Raw genomic sequence first — 20622 nt, 5'->3', positions numbered from 1 at the left:
CGTACTGTCTGTCCGCGTCAAACTGATCCGAATTTTATTTTATACCTTTCCCACGAAAAATGGAAGAGGGTTTTGCAAACTTTTTTGCAAAAAATCGAATTCTGTTCACCAGCAGACTTTGCTGCCAACGCTGCCGGACGGTTCTGCCCAGCCAGCAGAGACAGGCCGCAAAACGAACCACTCCATGCAGCACCCCCTCCAGCACGGCAAGTACCACTCCGCTGAGCAGCTGAAAATACAAAATAGCGCCACCGGCCGCACCGGCCAATACAAAATAGCGGTTCTGCCCCATTGCAAACAGAAGATTAAATTCAAAGAGCGCCGCCAGCAGTACCAGCCAGAAAATCGCGTCGCATACCGCAGTCGCAGCCCAGCCGAACCTGAATACCCGTCTTGGAGCGCGCAGCAGATCATATACCACACCAATGCCTACGCCAAACAGAACGCTCTGCAGAAACAGCCGCAACTGCTCCTGATTGGAAAACACCTCCATGCCGCTTCACCCGCCGAACAGACGTTTGAACCAGCTGCTACGCGGCTGAACACTGTCATCATATTCGATTAACCCGATCTCGCCTTCGACAATCAACTCACCGGCCTCCAGTTGCAGCCGCTCGACATGCAGCCCCTGTCCGCGCACCACCACCATACCACGCACGGTTTCCAGAAGCACCTGCTCCTCATCAAAGCTTTGCACGTCCAGAACACCGGAAATCGACAGTTTTTCCCTGCCTTCCAGAATGATATTGTGCGGCATTTCCCTGTTGCGATCTTCGGATGCCATCAGCCATTCCCTCCCTGTAAAAAAACATCCCGCTCCCTTCATCCTATGAAGGGACGGGATGTTTTAGCACCCAATCAGGATATCTCCCGATACAGGGCGGCAGCGTCCGCCTTAAGGGCATGCTCCGCGATAGCAAGCACCTCCACTTTCATGGTGCGCTGGCCGAACGCAATTTCGATGATGTCACCCGTTTTAACCTGATATGAGGCCTTGGCAGGCTTGCCGTTGACTGTAATGCGCGCAGCATCACATGCATCATTTGCCACGGTACGACGCTTAATCAGGCGGGAAACTTTGAGGTATTTATCCAGTCTCACGTTACTTGTTATCCACCTTATCCTTGAGAGTCTTGCTGGGCTTAAAGACCGGTGTTATCGCAGCAGCGATTTCAATCTCCTCGCCCGTGCGCGGATTGTGCCCCGTGCGCGCAGCGCGCTGCTTGGTCTCAAATGAGCCAAAGCCGCCAATCTGCACCTTATCGCCGGCCACAAGCGCGTCGCCGATGGCTTCAAAAATTGTATCCATCGTCTTTTCCGTATCCTTTTTAGACAGACCGGTTTTGTCCGCAACGAGCGTGACAAATTCACTTTTCTTCATGCGTGTACCTCCGTTTGTCATTCCGTTTCTTTTGCTTTATTCCAAAGCGCATCCAACGCCTCCAACGGCAAATCGGACAGCGTTTTGTCCTCTGCGCGCGCCTGCCGCTCCATCGAGGCAAAGCGGCTGATGAATTTATCACAGGTTTTTTCCAGCGCGCGCTCCGGGTCGACCTTCAAGTGCCGCGCCACGTTGACCACGGCAAACAGCAGGTCGCCCAGTTCCTCTTCAGCGTCGCCCTTGCCGTCCATCGCCTGACGCAGCTCGCCGATCTCCTCCTCGACCTTGTCAAACGCGCCCTGCACATTTTCCCAGTCAAAGCCGACCTTTGCAGCCTTCTTCTGCAGCTTTTCCGCACGGATCAGGCCGGGCAGGCTGCGCGCCACACTGTCAAGCGCAGAGGTATCGGTCTCCTGATGCTTTTCCACGCGCTTGAGCGCATCCCAATTGCGCAGAATTTCCTCGGAAGAGCCAACCTCCACCGATCCAAAGATGTGCGGATGCCGGAAAATCAGCTTTTTGCACACCCCATCCGCGACATCCCCTATGTCGAATACGCCCTTTTCTTTCTCCATCTGCGTATGGAACACGACCTGCAGCAGCACATCGCCCAGCTCTTCCTTCAGATGCTCGGCATCCTGCTCGTCAATCGCCTCGCAGACTTCATAGGTTTCCTCGATAAAATTACGACGGATGGACTGATGGTCCTGCTCCCTATCCCACATGCAGCCGTCCGGCGCACGCAGAATTTCCATAATCCGCAGCAAATCCTCAAAATCGTACTTATCTTTTTGCTGAAAATCAACCATTTTTCGCACTTCCCGCTCACTTCAAATGTAATAGATTCGCAATTTTTTCGCCCTTTGGCAGCAGCAGCACATCCTCGCGCTCAATGGCACGCAGCATCAGCAGCAAAGCAACATACACCACTGCCGCAACTGCAATTGCAATGAGTGTCACCAGCTTATCCAAGACCGTGCCGGGCGCAGTACCCAATACCCGCAGCAGTACAGTATGGCAAATATAGGTTGCCGCCCCCATACCGATGGTTGCCGCAAGCGGCCGACCCGCCGTTTTACCGAGCGGCGGCAGCGCATGCGACAGCCGCGCAATATGAAACAAATTGAGCAGCGCAATCACCCAGTAGCATACCGCCGTACTGATAGGCGCGCCCAAAATGCCAAACTCTGGATTACCGATGAGATAATAGTCGCCCAGCATCTTGACCACTGCCCCCAAAAACATGGAGGTGAGCGGCAAATCAATGCGTCCGAACGCCTGCAAGGTGGCATTGGTTACCGCAACCAGCGCCACCGCCGGCACGGCAATCCCCAGCATCGCCATAAGCGGGCCGCCCTGCTCAGAGACACCCACCGAGTAGAACATCCGCAGAATCGGGCCGGACAGCAACACAAAGCCCGCCCCCGCCGGCAACGTGATAATCATGGTCAAACGCAGCGTCGTTCCAATGGTCTTAGATACCTTGGTGAAATTCTGCGACGCACGCGCACTGGCAATGGTAGGCAGCACGCTGACTGCCAGCGCCGTGATAAGTGTCTGCGGCAGGTTAAAGAAATTGACGGTACCCGTATAGATGCCGTAAGCGGTCGTTGCCGCCTCGGCCGTCATACCGACCGCCGGGCTTTGCAGCCGTGCGGCAATCAGCGCCACGTCGATAAGGTCGGTCAAACTCATGACCGCCGAGCTGATGGTAATCGGAATGGAAAGCGAAAGCAACGTTTTGGCCAGCTCCCGCGTCGGACGGATTGCATCGCTTAGCAGGTGCACCGGTTCGCTGCGCCGGCGGCTGATGCCTGCCTGCACAAGCATATAGCCCGCCGCCACGACCTCGCCCAGCGTAACACCCAGCACGGTCAACGCCGCGACCACCGCGTCCTCCATACCGTGCTGCTTGGCATAGTACGCAAGCCCCAGACCGGCAAACAGCTTGCCCATTGCCTCAATCACCTGAGAAACCGCGGTCGGCACCATGTTGGCGCGTCCCTGATAATACCCGCGGAACACTGACAAAATCGCGACCATCGCAACACTCGGCGCGATTGCCATGACCGCCAGCTGCGCGTCCGGATTTTTAATCCAACTTGCAAACGTACCTGCGCCAAAAAACAGCACCACCGTTGCCAGCACGCCGACCGGCACAAAAATACCCGCCGCCACGCGCACAATCCGGCGTACCTCGCGCTCACGCCCGCACGCCGTCGCCTCGGCAACCATTTTGGACAGGGCGGCAGGCAGGCCGACCGTCGAGATAATGAGCATCGCGGTATAAATGCGGTACGCCGCGCTGAACAAGCCGAAAGCCGGAGACTCCTCCCCGCCGATCATATTCTGCAGCGGAATCTGGAAAAACGCGCCAATTACCTTTACAATCAGGCTCGCAACCATTAAAATGACCGCACCTTGGATAAAATTCTGTTTTTTTCGCTGCAAACGTTACACGCCCTTTGTTATTTCTTATATTACCGTATGGCAGGGCGCTCTGAAATATGTGTTCACAGCGCACCTCCGCAGCCCGAACAGTACGCATCTTCCCGGCTGCATGTTTTGCCGCAATGCGGGCAGACCACGATCGTACGCATACCCGCCAGCTTCTCGCGCAAAGCCGCAATTTTTTCCTGCTTTGCGTCCACCGCGGCAATTTTCTCATCCATTTCGTCACTGGAAACCTCGTTGCCCTGATGCAGCTCGTAAACCATACGGCCGATTTCCTTATAGAGCACCTCACATTCGGTATTGAGGTCAAAAATCTGCAAATTGATACGGGTCGCACTGGCAAGTTCCGTCGCCTTTTTGCCCGCTGCGTCCGCCGCGCGGCCGGCAGCCTTGCCGGTTTTTTCCGCCATCACCTTGATTTTGTCCAGAAACGATTGCACCTTTGCATCCATCACCCATCGCTCCTTCCGCGCGGCCAAAGACCGCCATATTTGGTTTATTATACTTCACACCCTGCCAAAAAGCAAGGTTTAACACCCGTTTCAGCCGATAAACTCGTGCAGCACCGAGTCCTCCGGAATGAAATCCGCATAATCAATCGGCGCCACCTGTCCCAGCACCGCACCAACCGGCGCGAGATCCGCCCCGGCCAGCTCCTGCACATATTGCTGCAGCCGTGGCGTCAAATGCTGCATCAGGATGCAGAACTCATACGGCAAAAAGGTATCCACCGTCAGGTTAGCCTGCCCACGATACGGCGCGATATACAGCCGCTCGCCGCGGCGCACCGAATTCCACTGATGCAGGGTTTCCTCAACCGGAGAATTGCGGAACAGGCTGTCCCGCATGGCGCGGCGCAAAAAGCGCAGCATATACGGCTCCAGCCGCGGCCCCTCCTCGGGCACAACCGCACTGGCCACCGACAAATACACGCCGGTCGCCGCATGCGCCAAATCGCCCATGATGACGGGATTGAAGGAGTGAATTCCTTCAATGAGTACCACCTCGTCCGGGGCGAGCCGCAGCGTGCGCGCATCCGGAATCGAGGTACGCGTTTCAAACGCAAACCGTGGCACACTGATTTCCTGTCCTTCCGCCAGCAGTGCTAAATGCTGGCTCAAAAGCGGCAGGTTCATGCACTCCGGGCTTTCCAAATCAGGTACGCCGTTCTCCGGATCGGGCGGAATTTCGTAGGTACCGACCGTGCGGTAATAATCGTCCATCGAAATCATTTCCGCGTGGATGCCGTGCGCCTCCAGCGCGCGGGCAATGCGGTCATTGGTCGTGGTCTTTCCCGACGAGGATGGTCCGTTGATCAGTACGATTGGCTTGTTTGTGCTGTTGCGCGCAATCTCCTCCGCCACAGCAAGCACCTGCGCATGGTAGTGCTGCTCACATTCGTGAATAAAATCCGCTGCCTCATACCGTGCACGGTGATTGATATATTTGAGCGTAAATTCCGCCATAAGCCGTTCCCTCCTTATTGCTTGGGAAATAGTAGTTTGCGTTTGCCGTCTGTCAGCCGGTCGGCTGCGCGGATGTACTCGAGCGGATATTTGGGATTATTCGTCCGCTCAATCCAGCCGGTTGCACGCTCGACGCGCTTGGACACGCCGCCCGCGCCCAGCGACAGAATGGTCTGCAATTCCTCCATCATAGTTACATTGTAAAAACATTCGGTATCCGGTTTGCACCAGCCGACGTTCTCAAAACCGCCGGCAGTGAACTTCTGCCGGTACAGATAGTATGGCCCGAAACCCGCCGTTTGAAGCGCGTGCGAAGCGCCGTCCAGCATGCGCGAAACCGTATCGCGCTGCGCAGCAGCCGCGGCCTTATCGGTCAGATCCGCGCCGCGTTTGATGGCCAGCGTATGCACCGTAATATTTTCAGGCGCCAGACCGATAAGCGTATCCATTGTACGTGCAAAGCTGTTCGCAGTATCGCCGGTCAGCCCTGCAATCACATCCATATTGATTGCCTCAAAGCCCGCCTGACGCGCCTCGTCATAGGCGCGTAGTACGTCCTGCGCGCTGTGCCGCCGCCCAATAGCTGCCAGCACCGCATCGTCCATCGACTGCGGGTTGATACTCACGCGCCCGACGCCCGCGGCCCGCAGCGCCGCAAGTTTTTCCGGTGTGATGGTATCCGGGCGGCCTGCTTCCACAGTATATTCACGCAGATGCGAAAAATCAAAGTTTTTTTCCAGTGCCGTGAGCAGACGCGCAAGCTGCCTTTCATCCAGCGTGGTCGGCGTGCCGCCGCCGATATATACGCTCTGCACCCATTTGCCTGCCTCGCGCACCAGCACGGCGGTTTCCTCCACCTCGCGGCACAGCGTATCCAGATATGGCTCAATCAGCTGACCGGACTGCGCGGTCGTGGCGGACACAAACGAGCAGTAATAGCACCGCGATGGGCAGAACGGAATGCCGACATAGAGCGAAATATCCTCCGGCCCGATGGCGCGGTCCAGTTCCATGGCGGTTGCCGCCGCGCGGATGGTCAACGCGGTACGGTCGGGGGAAACATGAAAATGCTCCCGCAGATATGCCGCCGCTTCGCCGCGGCTCATGCCGCGCTCGATCAGGCCGCGCGCGAGCTTGGCCGGACGCACGCCGGTCAGACTGCCCCAGACCGGCGGCTCGGACAGCGCGGGCACGACCGCATCATACACGGTCGTTTTCACCAGCTCGGTGATGGTACGCTTGTAGTCGAGCGATTGCAGCCCCTCGACCGATGCGCTGCTCTCGCTTTCGCGTACCATGCCGTCCACGCAGACGATCGCCTTTGCCTGCGCCTGTCCATCCGCTTCGGTCAGGATACTGCGACACCAGTCATCCTCGTCCTCACAGATGGTATCCGCATGCGTCAGCGTAACGGTTGGCAGCAGATGAAACAGCATTTCCTCCACCGCATGCTTGAGCGCATGCCCTTCCATGGTATAAACCATCACTTGCCAACCGCCTGCAGCATATAGGAGTTGGCCACGCGCTCCTCGGACAGCGTGGAAAGCCCCTCATGTCCGGGCAGCACCTTATAATCTCCTTCCAGATCGTGCAGGCGCTTGAGTGAGTGCAGCATCTGACTGAAATCACCGCCCTCGAGGTCGCAGCGGCCGCACTCATGGCGGAACAGTGTGTCGCCCGTGAACAGGCAGTCCTCAATCTGGATGACCGACGAGCCGGGCGTGTGTCCCGGCGTGTTCATATAGGTCGCGGTCAAGCCGCCAAAGGTGACCTGCGTGCCTTCGGTTGCCACAATATCCGGCGTATCCTCGACATAGCCGCGCGCCAGTGCGCGGAACGGGCGCATATTCTCATGCTTGAGCAGCCACAGGTCGCCCTCCGGTACGACATATTTCGCGCCCGTCTTTTCCAGCACTTCATGTGCAGCGAGAATATGGTCGAAATGCGCGTGCGTCAGCAGCACATACTGGACCGTCAGTTTTTCCTCCGCAATCGCGTGTAGAATGGACGGGGCGTTGTCACCCGGGTCAATAACTGCCGCCTCGCGGCTGTTTTCATCATAAACAATATAGCAGTTGGTCGCTACCGGACCAACACAGAGCTGCATAATTTTCATAAGTGAAATTCTCCTTTCCGTCACCGCATCTGCGCGGTGTCCATCCACAATGTAACCGGCCCATCGTTGAGCAGGTCAACCTTCATATCCGCGCCAAACTCGCCGGTTTCGACCGGCAGGCCGCTCTCACGGCAGCGCGCGATAAACGCTTCATACAGTGGAATCGCCGTTTCCGGCCGCGCCGCTGCGGTAAAGCTCGGACGATTGCCCTTTTTGCAGTCGCCATACAGCGTAAACTGCGACACGACCAGAATCCCGCCGCCGACATCGTGAAGCGAACGGTTCATCTTGTCGTTTTCATCGGTGAACACGCGGAGTTTAACTGTTTTATCCGCCAGATAAACCGCATCCTCCAGTGTATCCCCGTCCGTTATACCGAGCAGAACGAGAAAGCCCTGCCCAATCTGCCCATGCACCGCGCCGTCGATGGTAACCGACGCATGTGACACGCGCTGAATCAGTGCCCGCATTTGTTTCCCTCATTTCCGGCGCAAATATCGCACCTGCTTATCCAAAAGGGGCTGCGCCAGACCGCAGCCCCTTTCGCTCTTTCATTTTAGCACAGCTTTGCGCCCGCTTCAATCGCATCATCCAGCATGATGAGATTGAGTTTACCGTCCTTTTCGGCAGACAGCAGCATACCGTTGGACTCCTGTCCCATCATCTTGCGCGGCGGCAGATTGGTGACGGCAACAACCGTCTTACCGACGAGCTCCTCCGCCTTATAGTACTTGGCAATACCCGACAGAATCTGGCGCGGCGTGCCCGAACCGTCATCCAACTGGAATTTCAGCAGCTTTTCGCTCTTCTTGACGTTCTCGCAGGCAAGCACCTTGCACACGGTCATATCGACCTTGCAGAAGTCGTCAAACGGGATATCCGGCAGGAAGGTGACAGCCGGCTTTTCCGCCTGCTGCTGCGCCTTCTTCTCCTCCTCGATTTCGGCCAGCTTCTTCGGGATGTCGATGCGCTCGAACAGGATGGCCGCTTCTCCCACCGGCGCGCCCGCGGTCATGCCGCCGAATACAGCAAGGCTCTCGACGCCCTTGTCCTCGGTGCCCAGCTGCGCGAAAATCTTGTCCGCAGTGTCGGGCAGATAGGGACGCAGCATGGTTGCCGCAAAGCGGATGGACTCCAAAAGGTTGTACAGCACCGTGCCGAGACGGCCCTTTTTAGCCTCGTCCTTGGCCAGCGCCCACGGCATGGTTTCGTCGATATACTTGTTCGAACGGCGCAGCAGCGTGAACGCCTCACCGATAGCGTCTGCAACGTGCAAATCCGCCATGCGCTTTTCGACCGCTGCGGGCAGGCCGAGCGCAACCGCCTTCAGCTCGTCATCCACCGGCTCCGCGTCTGCCGGAGCAGGCACAACACCGTCAAAATACTTCTTAGTCATTGCAATCGTGCGGTTGACCAGATTGCCCAGTACATTGGCCAGCTCGGAATTGATGCGCTCACAGATGAGTTCGTAGGAAATCACACCGTCGTTGGCAAACGGCATTTCATGCAGCACATAATAGCGCACTGCGTCCACACCGAACAGACGCACCAAATCGTCCGCATAAATCACGTTGCCGAGTGACTTGGACATTTTGCCCTCGCCCACGAGCAGCCACGGATGGCCGAATACCTGCTTGGGCAGCGGCTCGCCGAGCGCCATCAGGAAGATCGGCCAGTAGATCGTGTGGAAACGAATGATATCCTTGCCGATCAGGTGCACATCCGCCGGCCAGAAGCGCTTGTAGTGCTCATCGTGGTTGCCATCCGGGTCATAGCCGCAGAAGGTAATATAGTTGGTCAGCGCGTCCAGCCAGACGTAAACGACATGGCCGGGGTCAAAGTCGACCGGAATGCCCCACGAGAACGAAGTGCGCGACACGCACAGGTCCTGCAAACCGGGTTTGAGGAAGTTATTGACCATCTCGTTCTTGCGGCTCTCCGGCTGGATAAACTCGGGATGCTCCTCGATGTGCTTCATCAAACGGTCAGCATACTTGCTCATGCGGAAAAAGTAGGCTTCCTCCTCCGCATCCACGACCGGGCGACCGCAGTCCGGGCAGCAGCCATCCTTGAGCTGGCTCTCGGTCCAGAAAGACTCGCAGGGCTTGCAGTACTTGCCCTTATAGCTGCCCTTGTAGATATCACCCTGATCATACAGCTTCTTGAAGATTTTCTGCACTTTCTTCTCGTGCATCGGATCGGTCGTGCGCACAAATTTATCGTAGGTGGTGTTCATCAAATCCCAGATGCGCTTGACTTCGGCCGCAACCTTGTCCACATGCTGCTGCGGCGTGATACCCGCGGCTTCGGCCTTCTCCTGAATCTTCTGACCATGCTCATCCGTTCCGGTCTGGAAGTAGACATCATAGCCGGTCAGGCGCTTGTAGCGCGCGATAGCGTCGGCCAGCACGATTTCATACGTGTTGCCGATGTGCGGCTTTGCCGAGGTGTAAGCAATCGCCGTTGAGATATAATAGGGTTTCTTATCCATCTGATTCTTCTCCTTTACCCATAGGTTTGCGAAATATCCTCCGTTTTCATACGCGCTTTTGCAAAGAAATGAAAAAGCCCTCCTCCCCGAATGAACGTCATCCAAGGACGAGAGCGAAACGCTTCCGTGTTACCACCTTGCTTCACGCGCCCCTCGCGGCGGCGCGCCTTAGCGGGTACTGCCATACCCTGATTCGATAACGGGAATCCCCCGCCGCAGCCTATGGCAGACTTGCCGCCGGTCGGTACGGTGCTCCGAGGCCATTTTCCGCCGCGCCCTCTGCGCCCCGCTTACACCATCCGGGACTCGCTTTGCCGTACTTCGCCGCGTACTTTCCTCTTCATTGCGTTTCAACCAATATGATAATTTCATTATAACATTGCGTCTTTGCGCTGTCAAGCACGCGAAACGGCGGGTTTTCCCGCCGTTTCGATATCAATTTGACTTTATTGCGGTGTGCCGTCGCCGCCCTGTCCCGGCCAGACGTCGGTAAAAGGCGTATCCTGCGGTCCCGCGACCGGTGCAGAAAGATACTCGTACATGCCGAAGAAGGAGGTTGTCACATAAGCGTTCACGAATGCCCCCAGCAGCACCGCCAGACAGACTGCCGCGATAAGCGCCGTTACCATAATCGCAATACCAGTGCTGCCCTTGACCAGCACCAAGCCGGCAACTCCCAGACCGCTGCACAGATAGATGACACCCATCAGCAGGATGTACCAGCCGACAAAAGTGAGCAATAACACAAACAGCTTGCCCCACTGTCCCTTGAATGCGGCAGATGCTTCTCGCGTCGCGTCCCATACACCGTGCGTTTCATCGTCGCACAGAATCACCCAGCCTGCACTGTATGTCATCACCTTCACCTCAATCGGAATAAGCGCGATAAAGTACAGAATGTTCAGGATAGTCATTACCCCCGATACATTACCTACCGAACCGCTCATCGCCGCACTGAACGCAATGGAAAACACCAGCACCATGTACACAACAGTCGGTCCAATCATCCACAGGAACGAGCGGAAGGTCAGGCAGAACTCCATCTTGATACCCGTCCAGAGCGAACGCAGCGAGGTAAAGGGTTTGAACAGCGTGCTCACCCCCGGCTCCTCCCCGCGCTGCAGAGCAAGATAAAACCGCATCAGGCCGAAAGTCAGCGGTCCACTGATGACAATCATCAGAAACACCACCACCCATACGGTATTCATCCCCCGTGTCAAGGCCATAGCCAGCATATATTCATCGGTATAGCCCGCCATCGCCATAGCAAGTACCCTGCCGAACATCGACAGATACAGCATCAGAAGCAGCAGTGCAAACGGCACCATATACAAAAAGTTAATGCCGATGCAGCGGCCCAGATTGTTCATCACCCGTCCCTTACAGGCTCTCTTAATCTCCTTACGCGTCTGCGCGGTAAACTCTTGTCTCATCCGTCATCCTCCTACCAACGTTTTTCATATTACGAAGCGGCCTGCGTCTGTTCGCCTGCCGTTTGCGTAGAAGTTTCTCCGGCTGTACCGGATTCTCCGGCTGTACCGGATTCTCCGTCTGACGCCGACTCTCCGCCCGAGGATTCCCCGGTCGTCGACGATCCTCCGGTCGCCGGCGTTTGCGGCGTGGTGGGCGCCGGCTGTTTGGTTCCCACATACACCACCTTATCCCGCTTGACATAGGTGGACGTATTGGCCAGCACCTCGGACGTTTTCCCGTTTTCCGTAATCACCTTATAAGTGCGCGTAGAGTAACCGGTAATCGGTGTGATATCGACACGGGTCTGCCCTGCCATCATGGAGCTGTCCTTTTTCTCAACCGTCTGCGGCGTATAGGTCTCCAGCACCTCGGTGCGGGTATCGACCGTTTTGTCGCTGGTCTTGGTGCCCACGATGGTCATAATCATCTTGCCGCCCGTCTGCTCGGCCAGAATCTTGATGGGATAATCCGTATTGTTCTTAAACCGGAAGTCCAGATTGCCATAATCCACTGTTGCGTCCTCTCCCAACGGGGTATAGGCCACGGTGAAGGAGTGGTTATGCCGCTCGGTTACCTCTAAATCCGCGCGCAGCACCGCCATATACAGGGTCGAAGAGGGCTGGCATACGCCGCCTCCGAATTCTTCGATAACTTTACCGCCTGAATAAGCGCCTGCGGGTTTATAGCCGCGTGCCTCTGTGCGCTCACCCACGACATTATTATACGAAAATTCATCGCCCGGATTGAGGATTGTGCCGTTGATGGCCGCCGATGCCAACCGGACATTGTTGGTGCGGGGGGTATTGCTCTCGTCCAACGAAGTAGAGGTCTGCGCAAGCGTGTCTTTGAATAGCTTGTTTTTGAGATCCTCCGCCGTCACCTTAACCGCGGTTGTCGTGACAGGAATGGTATAGCTCTCCGCCGAACCATCTCCAATGATGCTTCTTGCCTCTTCCACATCAAACTGCACGCCGACTTTCTCCGGAATGATGGTCTTTCCATCCTCTTTACTCACCGTCGCACTGACCGGATCACCGATTACCTCCTCGGCAATCTTGTCAATATCAATGGCCGGTGTATCGGTCAGCTCGGTCGAAACCTCGTACGGCTCAAAATCCATCAGCCGGATTTTTTCCTCCAGCAGCGACCGCACCGCATCCGTATCAAACTTTACGCCCGGTTTGCCTGCATGAATGGTCATCGTATCTGTACCGATATCCCACGTCGGTTCGACCGGCTCGGTCAAAGCCTTGGAAACGATGTCTTCCAACGCCTCGGTCAATCCATCCTCGTCGACCTGTGCGGCAATCTGCGCCTCGTTCATACCGACAAGCGCTTTCGCCACATCCCACATGCGGGCAAGCGGGTTGCCCGTGCGGCCCACCGCATAGGCATTTTGCACCGACTGTTCTCCATCCACGCTTTCCAGTACGTCACGCACCGGAATATCGTACGTTGTGTCATAGATGGTCATCGACAGCTTTGCATCTTGATAGAGCGGCTTGCTTTTTGCGGCAACCTGCTCCGCCGCCGCGCCCTGTGTCATTCCGCCGACCGGAATCGTCCCGACCGTAACACCGGGGAAAATGTTTGGATACAGGTAGGTAAAACCACATAGCGCAACCAGCAGCAGCGCGACAACGCCGCCCGTTATTTTCACAGCCAACGGCACACGCTTGTTCTTTTTGCCTGTTTTAGAAGCAGCCGTCTGCGCAGTGTGCTTGGCCACATGCGTTCCTTCCTTCCGTTTTTTTGTCAGGATGCTCAAATTGTTCTTCCTCTTTTCCGCTACTTATATATGCAGATATGCGAAACATCATACAATTTACCGAAAAAAACAAAAACCAGCATATCCACGGTCCTTCGACATGATTCGCCGTTCTTATTATATACTGCAATAGTGGGGGAAGCAATAACAATTCGGTAAAATAACAGCATGCCCGTTTTTATGCCATAAACAACGGAAAGCACCGTTAAAAACGGTGCTTTCCGAAAATTATATGATTTTATCAAACATTGAAGCGGAAGAGAACCACATCTCCGTCCTGCATCACGTATTCCTTACCTTCCGAACGAACCAAGCCTTTTTCCCGCGCAGCCGCAAGCGAACCGAGTTCAATCAGGTCCTTATACTGAATCACCTCGGCACGAATGAAGCCGCGTTCAAAGTCCGAATGGATCTTGCCTGCCGCCTGCGGTGCCTTGGTACCCTTTTCAATCGTCCACGCACGTACCTCCTGTTCGCCTGCGGTCAGGTAGCTCATCAGTCCGAGCAAATCATAGCATACCTTAATCAAACGATCCAAGCCGGATTCGTGCAGACCCAGCTCGGAGAGAAACATCTCCTTCTCCTCTGCATCCATGCCCGCGATATCCTCTTCCAGCTTTGCGCAAATCGGCAGCACTATCGCGCCTTCTGCATCCGCAATTTTCTGCACGGCCGCCAGACGCTCGTTTTCGGTTTTGTCGCCGGTAAAGCCCGCCTCATCCATATTGGCGGCATAAATCACCTTTTTCGCGGACAGCAGATCACTTTCCCTGATTACGCGCTGCACATCTTCATCATCTGCGAAGCCCTCAAACGTACGGGCGGTTTTACCCTCTTCCAGATGCGCCTTGAGCTTTTCCAGAATCTCCACATCCGCCAGCAGCTTTTTATCCGCCTTGGCCGCCTTGCGCGTACGCTCCAGGCGACGCTCCAGATGCTCGATATCGGCAAGGATCAGCTCCAGATTAATGGTTTCAATATCACGTGCAGGGTCGACCGAGCCTTCCACATGCACAATATTCTCGTTTTCAAAGCAGCGCACCACATGCACAATAGCGTCGACCTCACGGATATGGGACAAAAACTTATTTCCCAAGCCCTCGCCCTTGCTCGCGCCACGCACAAGACCTGCAATATCCACAAACTCCACCACCGCAGGCGTTGTCTTTTTCGCGTGGTACAACTCGGTCAGCGGCTGCAAACGCTCATCCGGCACGGCAACCATACCCACGTTGGGGTCGATGGTGCAGAAGGGATAATTTGCACTTTCTGCGCCCGCCTGCGTAATCGCGTTAAACAATGTGGACTTTCCCACATTCGGAAGCCCAACGATACCTAATTTCATATATCTTTACATCTCCTTTTGCGGCTTTTACGCGCGCAACCTCTTTATATTTCAGAAAAAGCGCTTATCGCAATAGGATTATTATAACAGATTACGCTCTTTCCCTCAAGTTCTTTTCGAACGCTCAGCATAAGTTTTAACCGAAAAGTGATGTATGCAGGCGTCCCACCCCTCCTTCCAAGCCAAACGCTCCCTTCAAAAGCAGCGGTGTCCTGTTCCACCGCCCTTCCGAAGGGAGCGCCTCGTCTCATCCGTTTCGTGCCATTCTATTCGATTTATTGGATGCGTGCAATCTCCTTGGCGAGCTTCTTTTTCTGCTCGAGATTGGACTGACGCGCGATCATGATGCGCTGCGCCTGCGGACTGCCCGCGCCGTGCATGGACTCAGGCAGGTAGCCGACAGCAGCCGTGCCCATCGTCATGTTCTCGATCAGGCGCAGCACACGCATACGGTCCTCGGTCGGAACGCTTGCTACGCCCTTGAGATACTTCTCGATATAGTCATGCGTTGCCGGGTTGCGGTAATCCGCCTCGGACGGCTGCGTCACCATAATGCCGCCTGCCAGATCCTGCGCGAGCCGCGCAATCTCATATGGGAAGCGCGTGACGTTCTGCTTGCAGACATTTGCCAGCAGCAGGTCGATCAGGTAGTTGCCGCTCTTGGTCTTGGTGCCCTGACTGGAACACGCGATGCCGCAGCAGTACAGTGTTTCGTTTAGATGCGTCATCTCAATGATCTTGTCCTTGACGTGGCTTGCCTTCGCACAGCCCGCCATCTCGGTCGCGAGCGCGGTCGCACCGATCAGCACATCGCCTACACCAACCTTACAGCCACCGTAGCTCTGACGGTGATACCCCGCAAAACGCTCCACCATCATGCCGGCAAATTCCACCTCGCCATTGAGGAAGATCATCTCGTTCGGGATGAACACGCGGTCAAAGATGACCAGCACTTCATGGCCGCCGTACACCTTGTTGCCCACATCAATGTCGTTGTACTCTTCCAGCTTGCGGGTGTCGCAGGACTGACGGCCGAGAATCAGTGTGATGCCTTGCGCATCGGTCGGGCAGGCAAACGAAACCGCATAGTCCTCGTCGCCCTTGCGCATTGAGATGGTCGGCATCACGAGCACATAGTGGCTGTTCAAATAGCCGGTCTGATGCGCCTTGGCACCCGTGACATACACGCCGTCCGCGGTGCGCTCCACCACATGCAGGAAAAGATCGGGATCCGCCTGCTGCGATGGGGACAGCCCGCGGTCGCCCTTGACGTCGGTCATCGCGCCGTCGACCGCCCAGTCATTATTCTGCACATCAGACCAGAATTTGATAAAATTCTCGTGATACTTTGTTTTACAGGCTTCATCGGTTTCATACGTCGTAGAGTAAACTGCATTTGCCGCATCCAGTCCAACGCAGCGCTGGAAGCACGCCGCCGTCTTTTGACCCAGCAGACGCTGCATTTTGACCTTGCGAATCAGGTCATCGGTCGACTGGTGCAGATGCGTGAAGCGGTTGATTTTCTTGCCTGTCAGGTTGGAGGTTGCAGTCATCAAATCTTCATACTGCGGCTCCTCCGCCAGCGCATAAGTTGCTGCAAAGGAGTTGAGCGACGGACGCACAATCGGATCGTCCACCACGTTTTCCACCTTTTCCCCGAAGCGGTACAGATTCAGATGCAGCTTGCGCAGGGATGCAATGTATTGTTCTTTGGTCATCATATCATATATCCTTCTTTCCCGTGATTCGGATTTAAACCATCAATTTTTCCCCAAAGCGTTGCGCAAATTCCTCTGCCAGTTCTGCGCGGAACTTGGGATGCGCAATCGCAATCAGCCGCTTGGCGCGCTCGCGCAGCGTCTGCCCGCGCAGCTGCGCCACACCATACTCGGTGACGATATAGTTGACATCACAGCGGCTGGTCGTGACCGGCGCGCCGGTTGCCAGCGTCGCCACAATCTTGGATGCCGACTCATCCTTGGTGGTCGAATGCAGTGCGATAATCGAACGGCCGCCCTTGGACAGGTTCGCGCCGCGCACAAAGTCCATCTGTCCGCCGATGCCCGAGATTTGCCGCAGACCGATTGCTTCCGCACACACCTGTCCCTGCAAGTCCACCTCGACGCACGAGTTGATGGACACAACGTTGTCGTTCTGCGAGATAACGGCCGGGTTGTTGCACACATCCACCGGCAGCATGCGGATCATCGGATTGTTATCCACATAATCATACAGCCGGCGGGTTCCCATCAAAAAGGTGACACACACCTTTTCTACATCGCGCTGCTTGCGCTTGCCGTTGATAACACCGCTTTCCAGCAACGGCAGCACGCCGTCCGAAATCATCTCGGTGTGCAGACCAAGATCCTTTTTGTCCTCGAGAAACGAGCACACCGCATCGGGCAGCGCGCCAATGCCGAGCTGCAGGCAGTCGCCGTCCCGCACGAGGTCGGCAATATATTTGCCGATCTGCCGGTCCTCTTCCGAGATTTTGGCCGGAGCGGATTCCGGCAGCGGCTCCCATGAGCACAGGAAACCGTCGATTTCGGACACATGCACAAAGCTCTCGCCATAGGTGCGCGGCATATTCGGATTGACCTCCGCAATGACCGTTTTGGCAGACTTGACCGCCTGTGCACCATAGTCGCAGGACAATCCAAGCGACACATATCCGCGCTCATCCGGCGGCGAGCAGGTGAACGCAAACACGTCCACCGGCAGCGTACCGTCCCGGAACATGCGCGGCACATCCGAAAAGAAGACCGGTGTGTAGTCCGCGCGGTGCTCCGCGATCGGTTTGCGCGCCGCGCCTCCCACAAACAGGGCATTGTGCCGGAAATGACTCTCCATGCCGGGCTGCAGGTAATCGCCCGAGCCGAGATAGACCATGTGCGCGACTTCCACATTATGAAACTGCTCCGCCATGCGCGCCATCGTGCGCTGAAAAATGATTGGCTCACCCACCGCGTGACCGAACACCACGCGGTCGCCGTCACGAATTACGCTCACCGCCTGCTCGGGCGTCATGGTGTGCGCTTTGTAATAGCTCCTCCAGTCCATTCCTGCCCCTCCCGCTTAAAACGCCGCGCGGTAGATCGAAAGGATATCGTCCTCGGTCAGCTCCACATAGTTGTTGCCCAGCAGGCGCTGCTGGGTCTCGATGACATTGCGCGCAAAGTCCGGCAGTTCCGCTTCGGTTACGCCATGCTTACGCAACGGGTCTTTCTTCAGCACTTCATCCATCAGACGGTACAGCGTTTCCAGAGCAAACACCGGCTCGACATCCAGCTCGGCCGCCAGCAGATCTTCCAGCTGACCCAGCTTGCCGATCGGCTTCTTCTCCTGATATTTGCGCATGACATCAGCAAACATCAGCTGGTTCGCCTGTCCGTGGGGGATGTGATGCACACCGCCGAGCGGATAAGCCATCGCATGCACAGCCGCGCAGCCTGCATGACCAAACGCGATGCCCGCAAAGTTGGAAGCGCGCAAAAATTCCAGCGCATTCTGTTTCCAGCCATCCTTACTGCCGGACGCGACCGCCTGTTTCCAGCCGCGCAGGATGAGCTGCAGCGCCTTTTCCGAAAACAGCTCACTGATTGCGCAAGCATTCGGGCTGAGGTAGCTCTCCACCGCGTGCACCATCGCGTCAATTGACGAAGTGGCAAACACGGGATACGGCAGGCTTTGCAGCAGCTCAGGTATCAGCACCGCTTCGTCCGCGAACATCTCCGGAGACACCAGACCGACCTTGACGCCCTTGGTCGTGCGGTTGATAATCGAGATATTGGTCACCTCGCTGCCCGTGCCGCAGGTCGTCGGCACGATGATGAGCGGATGCACCTTGCGCAGCGATTCCACATTGTCATACAACGTATCCACCGTGTCCGTTCTGTCCGCTACTGCGAGCACTTTGGCAATGTCAATGACCGTACCTCCGCCGACCGCGATGATGCGGTGATAGTCCTTATGCCGCAGGTCGTTCAGAATCGCATCCACCATAACATCGGTAGGCTCACCCGCGCCGTACTTTTCCTGAAAGCACGTCTGGCAGCCCAAGTTCAGCACCGCAATCGTCGGATTGTAAATATACTCATTGGTTAAAATCAGGTCGCGCGCGCCGATATGAAGTGACTTTGCAAAATCCATAAAATGCTTATATTCTATGATGCCCGGCATCAATTGAAATGACTTCATTTATCTTATCTCCTTTCCCGAATCTCCCCCATAGACAGACAAAGGAGGCTTGTCCTGATGCAAGCCTCCTTTTCTGGAAGAAGAGAGCTGGAACTATTTCACACGCAATTGTATATGATTTTGATTGCAATACGCTTGTACCTTTGCAAAATCAGGCATTGCGTCAATAGCACCATGGCCTTGTACTGTAAGCTCTGCCACCGCAGCAGCCCATTCCGCCATACATTCCAATCGGCTCAAGTCACCCTCGAACAACCCATACGCATAGAGGAAGGCACCCATATAACTGTCTCCGGCCCCGGTGGTATCGATTGCTTTCACCTGACGGGCCGCCATAAATACCGGTTGTCCATCTTGTCTCAGCAGGTATGCACCTTCCGCACCACAGGTAATAATCAATACCCTCAGATTCGGATATTGCGCCAGAAGGCTTTTCCCTCCCTCTACCGGTTCCGATTCTTTGTCCAGCAAAAAATCCAGTTCCGTATCATTGATTTTCAAGATGTCCAGCTGCGGAAAAATATCTTTTACCGTTTCGCGCGCCTTTGCAGCACTTTCATACGCAGACAAGCGTAAATTCAAATCAAACGCAACCACAATTCCCTGCGCCTTACAAATTTGGAAAATCCATTTTGTCGTTTCCCTCACCTGCGGAGCCGTCAGCATCAGAGAAGATGAGTAAACGATATCCGCTTGCTTGATGTAGGATTCATCCATATCAGCCGGCGTAATGGTTTCCGAAGCCCCGCCCGCGCGATAGAATAAGTAACTCGGTATCCCTTGCTCATCCAATCCAATGAATGCTACGGTAGTGCGGCGAGCCGGATCTACGACCACGCCTTGTGTATCCACTTTGTGCCGGCGCATGTACTGCATTAAGTAATGACCGAATGCGTCATCTCCCAGCTTTCCCAAAAAAGCAGCCTGTCCACCCAGCTTACTTATCTGCGTTGCCACGTTGGCCGCCGCCCCGCCGGCATGCTTGCAAAAGTCTGTCGCCTCACAAATGGATTGACGGCCTTCTGCAATCATATCAATCATCAATTCGCCATAGCAAATAACCTTCATTGCCTTCTCCTTTCGCCTGAATCTCTCTCCACAGGCCAGAGAATCTTGCGCAATTTATCAAGCCCGAAGCAGGCTGTGATTCGGATCAATCGTCTCGCGAATCACCTTCACCTGCTCCTCCGTCGGCTCTTCTGTCGTCTGGATCGTCTCGGGAATACGCGGACGGAAACCCATATTATCCAGAACTTCCTCCAACGTGACGCCAGGATGCAGGGATTCCAGCTGCATTTCCCGCTCTTCGTTGTCAAAATTGAGAATGCACTTGTCGGTAATCACCTTCCACGGACCGTATGGCTTGAGGCCTGCCTTTACACGGCTGTCCCCGCCTTCCAGGTAGCCCACGCTGGTGATGAAATCCACTTTTTCCACAAAGGTACGTTTTTTCAGATCGGTCAGAATGATCGGCCGTTTCACAAATGCGAAATGATCGGGCTGCGCCAGACAGCCGACCAGACGAACCTTGGGCTTTTTGTAATCCTCGCCAATGGCTGTGATATTCATATTGCCAAAGCGGTCAATCTGCGGTGCGGAATCAAAGCTGACATCAAAACGCCCGCTTGCCAGCATCTCGTTTTTATCTTCGCAGGTGACCGGCTGAAAAGCGCACGGCCACTTGGTAAGGTAGTCCTGTGTCAGATACGGCGGGATCTCATCCAGTTTCGGACTGAGAAGATTATTCCAGAAAATCGAAAAATCCGGGGCATGTGACATTTGCGCCAAACGCGCCGCTACCATTGGAATACCAACCGCCAAGGTATAAGCGCGTCCATCCGTGCCCACACCAATAAAACCGAGTTCGCCATCTCTTAATTCTCTGGCTGTGGCCGCTGCCATCAATTCATTGCAGGTATAAAATGCCATGA

The 20622-nt window shown here is 55.4% G+C and carries 19 protein-coding genes and 1 pseudogene; all 20 read right to left on the bottom strand.

Annotation, left to right across the window (positions count from 1 at the left end):
- Nucleotides 1-34: 34 nt before the first annotated feature.
- Entirely contained in the window at nt 35-493 is a 459-nt protein-coding gene (gene yabQ, locus ACTQ34_RS06495; RefSeq protein ID WP_441363058.1) for a spore cortex biosynthesis protein YabQ, read from the bottom strand.
- 6 nt (nt 494-499) lie between these two features.
- Nucleotides 500-784, bottom strand: coding sequence for a sporulation protein YabP (gene yabP, locus ACTQ34_RS06490; protein WP_373164568.1), 285 nt, complete (start codon nt 782-784; stop codon nt 500-502).
- Between the two features lie 74 nt (nt 785-858).
- Nucleotides 859-1101 (bottom strand): RNA-binding S4 domain-containing protein, encoded by a 243-nt coding sequence (locus ACTQ34_RS06485; RefSeq protein WP_297274375.1) that lies wholly within the window; start codon nt 1099-1101, stop codon nt 859-861.
- Nucleotide 1102: 1 nt separating this feature from the next.
- Nucleotides 1103-1381 (bottom strand): HU family DNA-binding protein, encoded by a 279-nt coding sequence (locus ACTQ34_RS06480; protein ID WP_441363057.1) that lies wholly within the window; start codon nt 1379-1381, stop codon nt 1103-1105.
- Nucleotides 1382-1398: 17 nt separating this feature from the next.
- Nucleotides 1399-2190 (bottom strand): nucleoside triphosphate pyrophosphohydrolase, encoded by a 792-nt coding sequence (gene mazG / locus ACTQ34_RS06475; protein WP_441363056.1) that lies wholly within the window; start codon nt 2188-2190, stop codon nt 1399-1401.
- A 16-nt stretch (nt 2191-2206) separates the two neighbouring features.
- Nucleotides 2207-3832, bottom strand: a complete 1626-nt coding sequence (locus ACTQ34_RS06470; RefSeq protein ID WP_441363055.1) for a putative polysaccharide biosynthesis protein — start codon at nt 3830-3832, stop codon at nt 2207-2209.
- Nucleotides 3833-3894: 62 nt separating this feature from the next.
- Nucleotides 3895-4287: a hypothetical protein gene (locus ACTQ34_RS06465; RefSeq protein ID WP_441363054.1), complete on the bottom strand. Its 393-nt coding sequence runs from the start codon at nt 4285-4287 to the stop codon at nt 3895-3897.
- A 90-nt stretch (nt 4288-4377) separates the two neighbouring features.
- Entirely contained in the window at nt 4378-5301 is a 924-nt protein-coding gene (locus ACTQ34_RS06460; RefSeq protein WP_441363053.1) for a uridine kinase family protein, read from the bottom strand.
- A 14-nt stretch (nt 5302-5315) separates the two neighbouring features.
- A complete protein-coding gene (gene hemZ, locus ACTQ34_RS06455; protein ID WP_441363092.1) occupies nt 5316-6785 on the bottom strand; it encodes a coproporphyrinogen dehydrogenase HemZ in 1470 nt (489 codons plus the stop codon).
- Complete coding sequence (locus tag ACTQ34_RS06450; protein ID WP_441363052.1) at nt 6785-7417, bottom strand: MBL fold metallo-hydrolase; 633 nt, start codon at nt 7415-7417, stop codon at nt 6785-6787. The genes hemZ and ACTQ34_RS06450 overlap by 1 nt, the downstream gene beginning before the upstream one ends.
- 20 nt (nt 7418-7437) lie before the next feature.
- Nucleotides 7438-7887: a D-aminoacyl-tRNA deacylase gene (dtd, locus tag ACTQ34_RS06445; protein WP_441363051.1), complete on the bottom strand. Its 450-nt coding sequence runs from the start codon at nt 7885-7887 to the stop codon at nt 7438-7440.
- An 86-nt stretch (nt 7888-7973) separates the two neighbouring features.
- A pseudogene (metG, locus tag ACTQ34_RS06440) lies at nt 7974-9917 on the bottom strand (methionine--tRNA ligase); the annotation flags it as partial.
- A 437-nt stretch (nt 9918-10354) separates the two neighbouring features.
- Entirely contained in the window at nt 10355-11341 is a 987-nt protein-coding gene (locus ACTQ34_RS06435; protein ID WP_441363050.1) for a DUF975 family protein, read from the bottom strand.
- A gap of 29 nt (nt 11342-11370) precedes the next feature.
- On the bottom strand, nt 11371-13110 hold the full coding sequence (locus ACTQ34_RS06430) for a VanW family protein (protein WP_441363049.1): 1740 nt from the start codon (nt 13108-13110) through the stop codon (nt 11371-11373).
- 280 nt (nt 13111-13390) lie between these two features.
- Nucleotides 13391-14494, bottom strand: coding sequence for a redox-regulated ATPase YchF (gene ychF / locus ACTQ34_RS06425; protein WP_441363048.1), 1104 nt, complete (start codon nt 14492-14494; stop codon nt 13391-13393).
- Between the two features lie 275 nt (nt 14495-14769).
- Nucleotides 14770-16215: a 4-hydroxyphenylacetate 3-hydroxylase family protein gene (locus tag ACTQ34_RS06420; protein ID WP_441363047.1), complete on the bottom strand. Its 1446-nt coding sequence runs from the start codon at nt 16213-16215 to the stop codon at nt 14770-14772.
- 31 nt (nt 16216-16246) lie between these two features.
- A complete protein-coding gene (locus tag ACTQ34_RS06415) occupies nt 16247-17554 on the bottom strand; it encodes an acetyl-CoA hydrolase/transferase family protein (RefSeq protein ID WP_441363046.1) in 1308 nt (435 codons plus the stop codon).
- Nucleotides 17555-17569: 15 nt separating this feature from the next.
- Entirely contained in the window at nt 17570-18691 is a 1122-nt protein-coding gene (locus tag ACTQ34_RS06410; RefSeq protein ID WP_441363045.1) for a 4-hydroxybutyrate dehydrogenase, read from the bottom strand.
- Nucleotides 18692-18784: 93 nt separating this feature from the next.
- Complete coding sequence (locus ACTQ34_RS06405; protein WP_441363044.1) at nt 18785-19759, bottom strand: carbohydrate kinase family protein; 975 nt, start codon at nt 19757-19759, stop codon at nt 18785-18787.
- Nucleotides 19760-19816: 57 nt separating this feature from the next.
- Nucleotides 19817-20620, bottom strand: coding sequence for a CoA-transferase subunit beta (locus ACTQ34_RS06400; protein ID WP_441363043.1), 804 nt, complete (start codon nt 20618-20620; stop codon nt 19817-19819).
- Between the last annotated feature and the right edge of the window lie 2 nt (nt 20621-20622).

The sequence above is a fragment of the Agathobaculum sp. LCP25S3_E8 genome, assembly GCF_052117165.1.
Classification (GTDB): Bacteria; Bacillota; Clostridia; order Oscillospirales; family Butyricicoccaceae; genus Agathobaculum.
The sequence above is the reverse complement of the archived record's forward strand: the minus strand, read 5'-3'. Positions and strand labels throughout refer to the sequence as shown.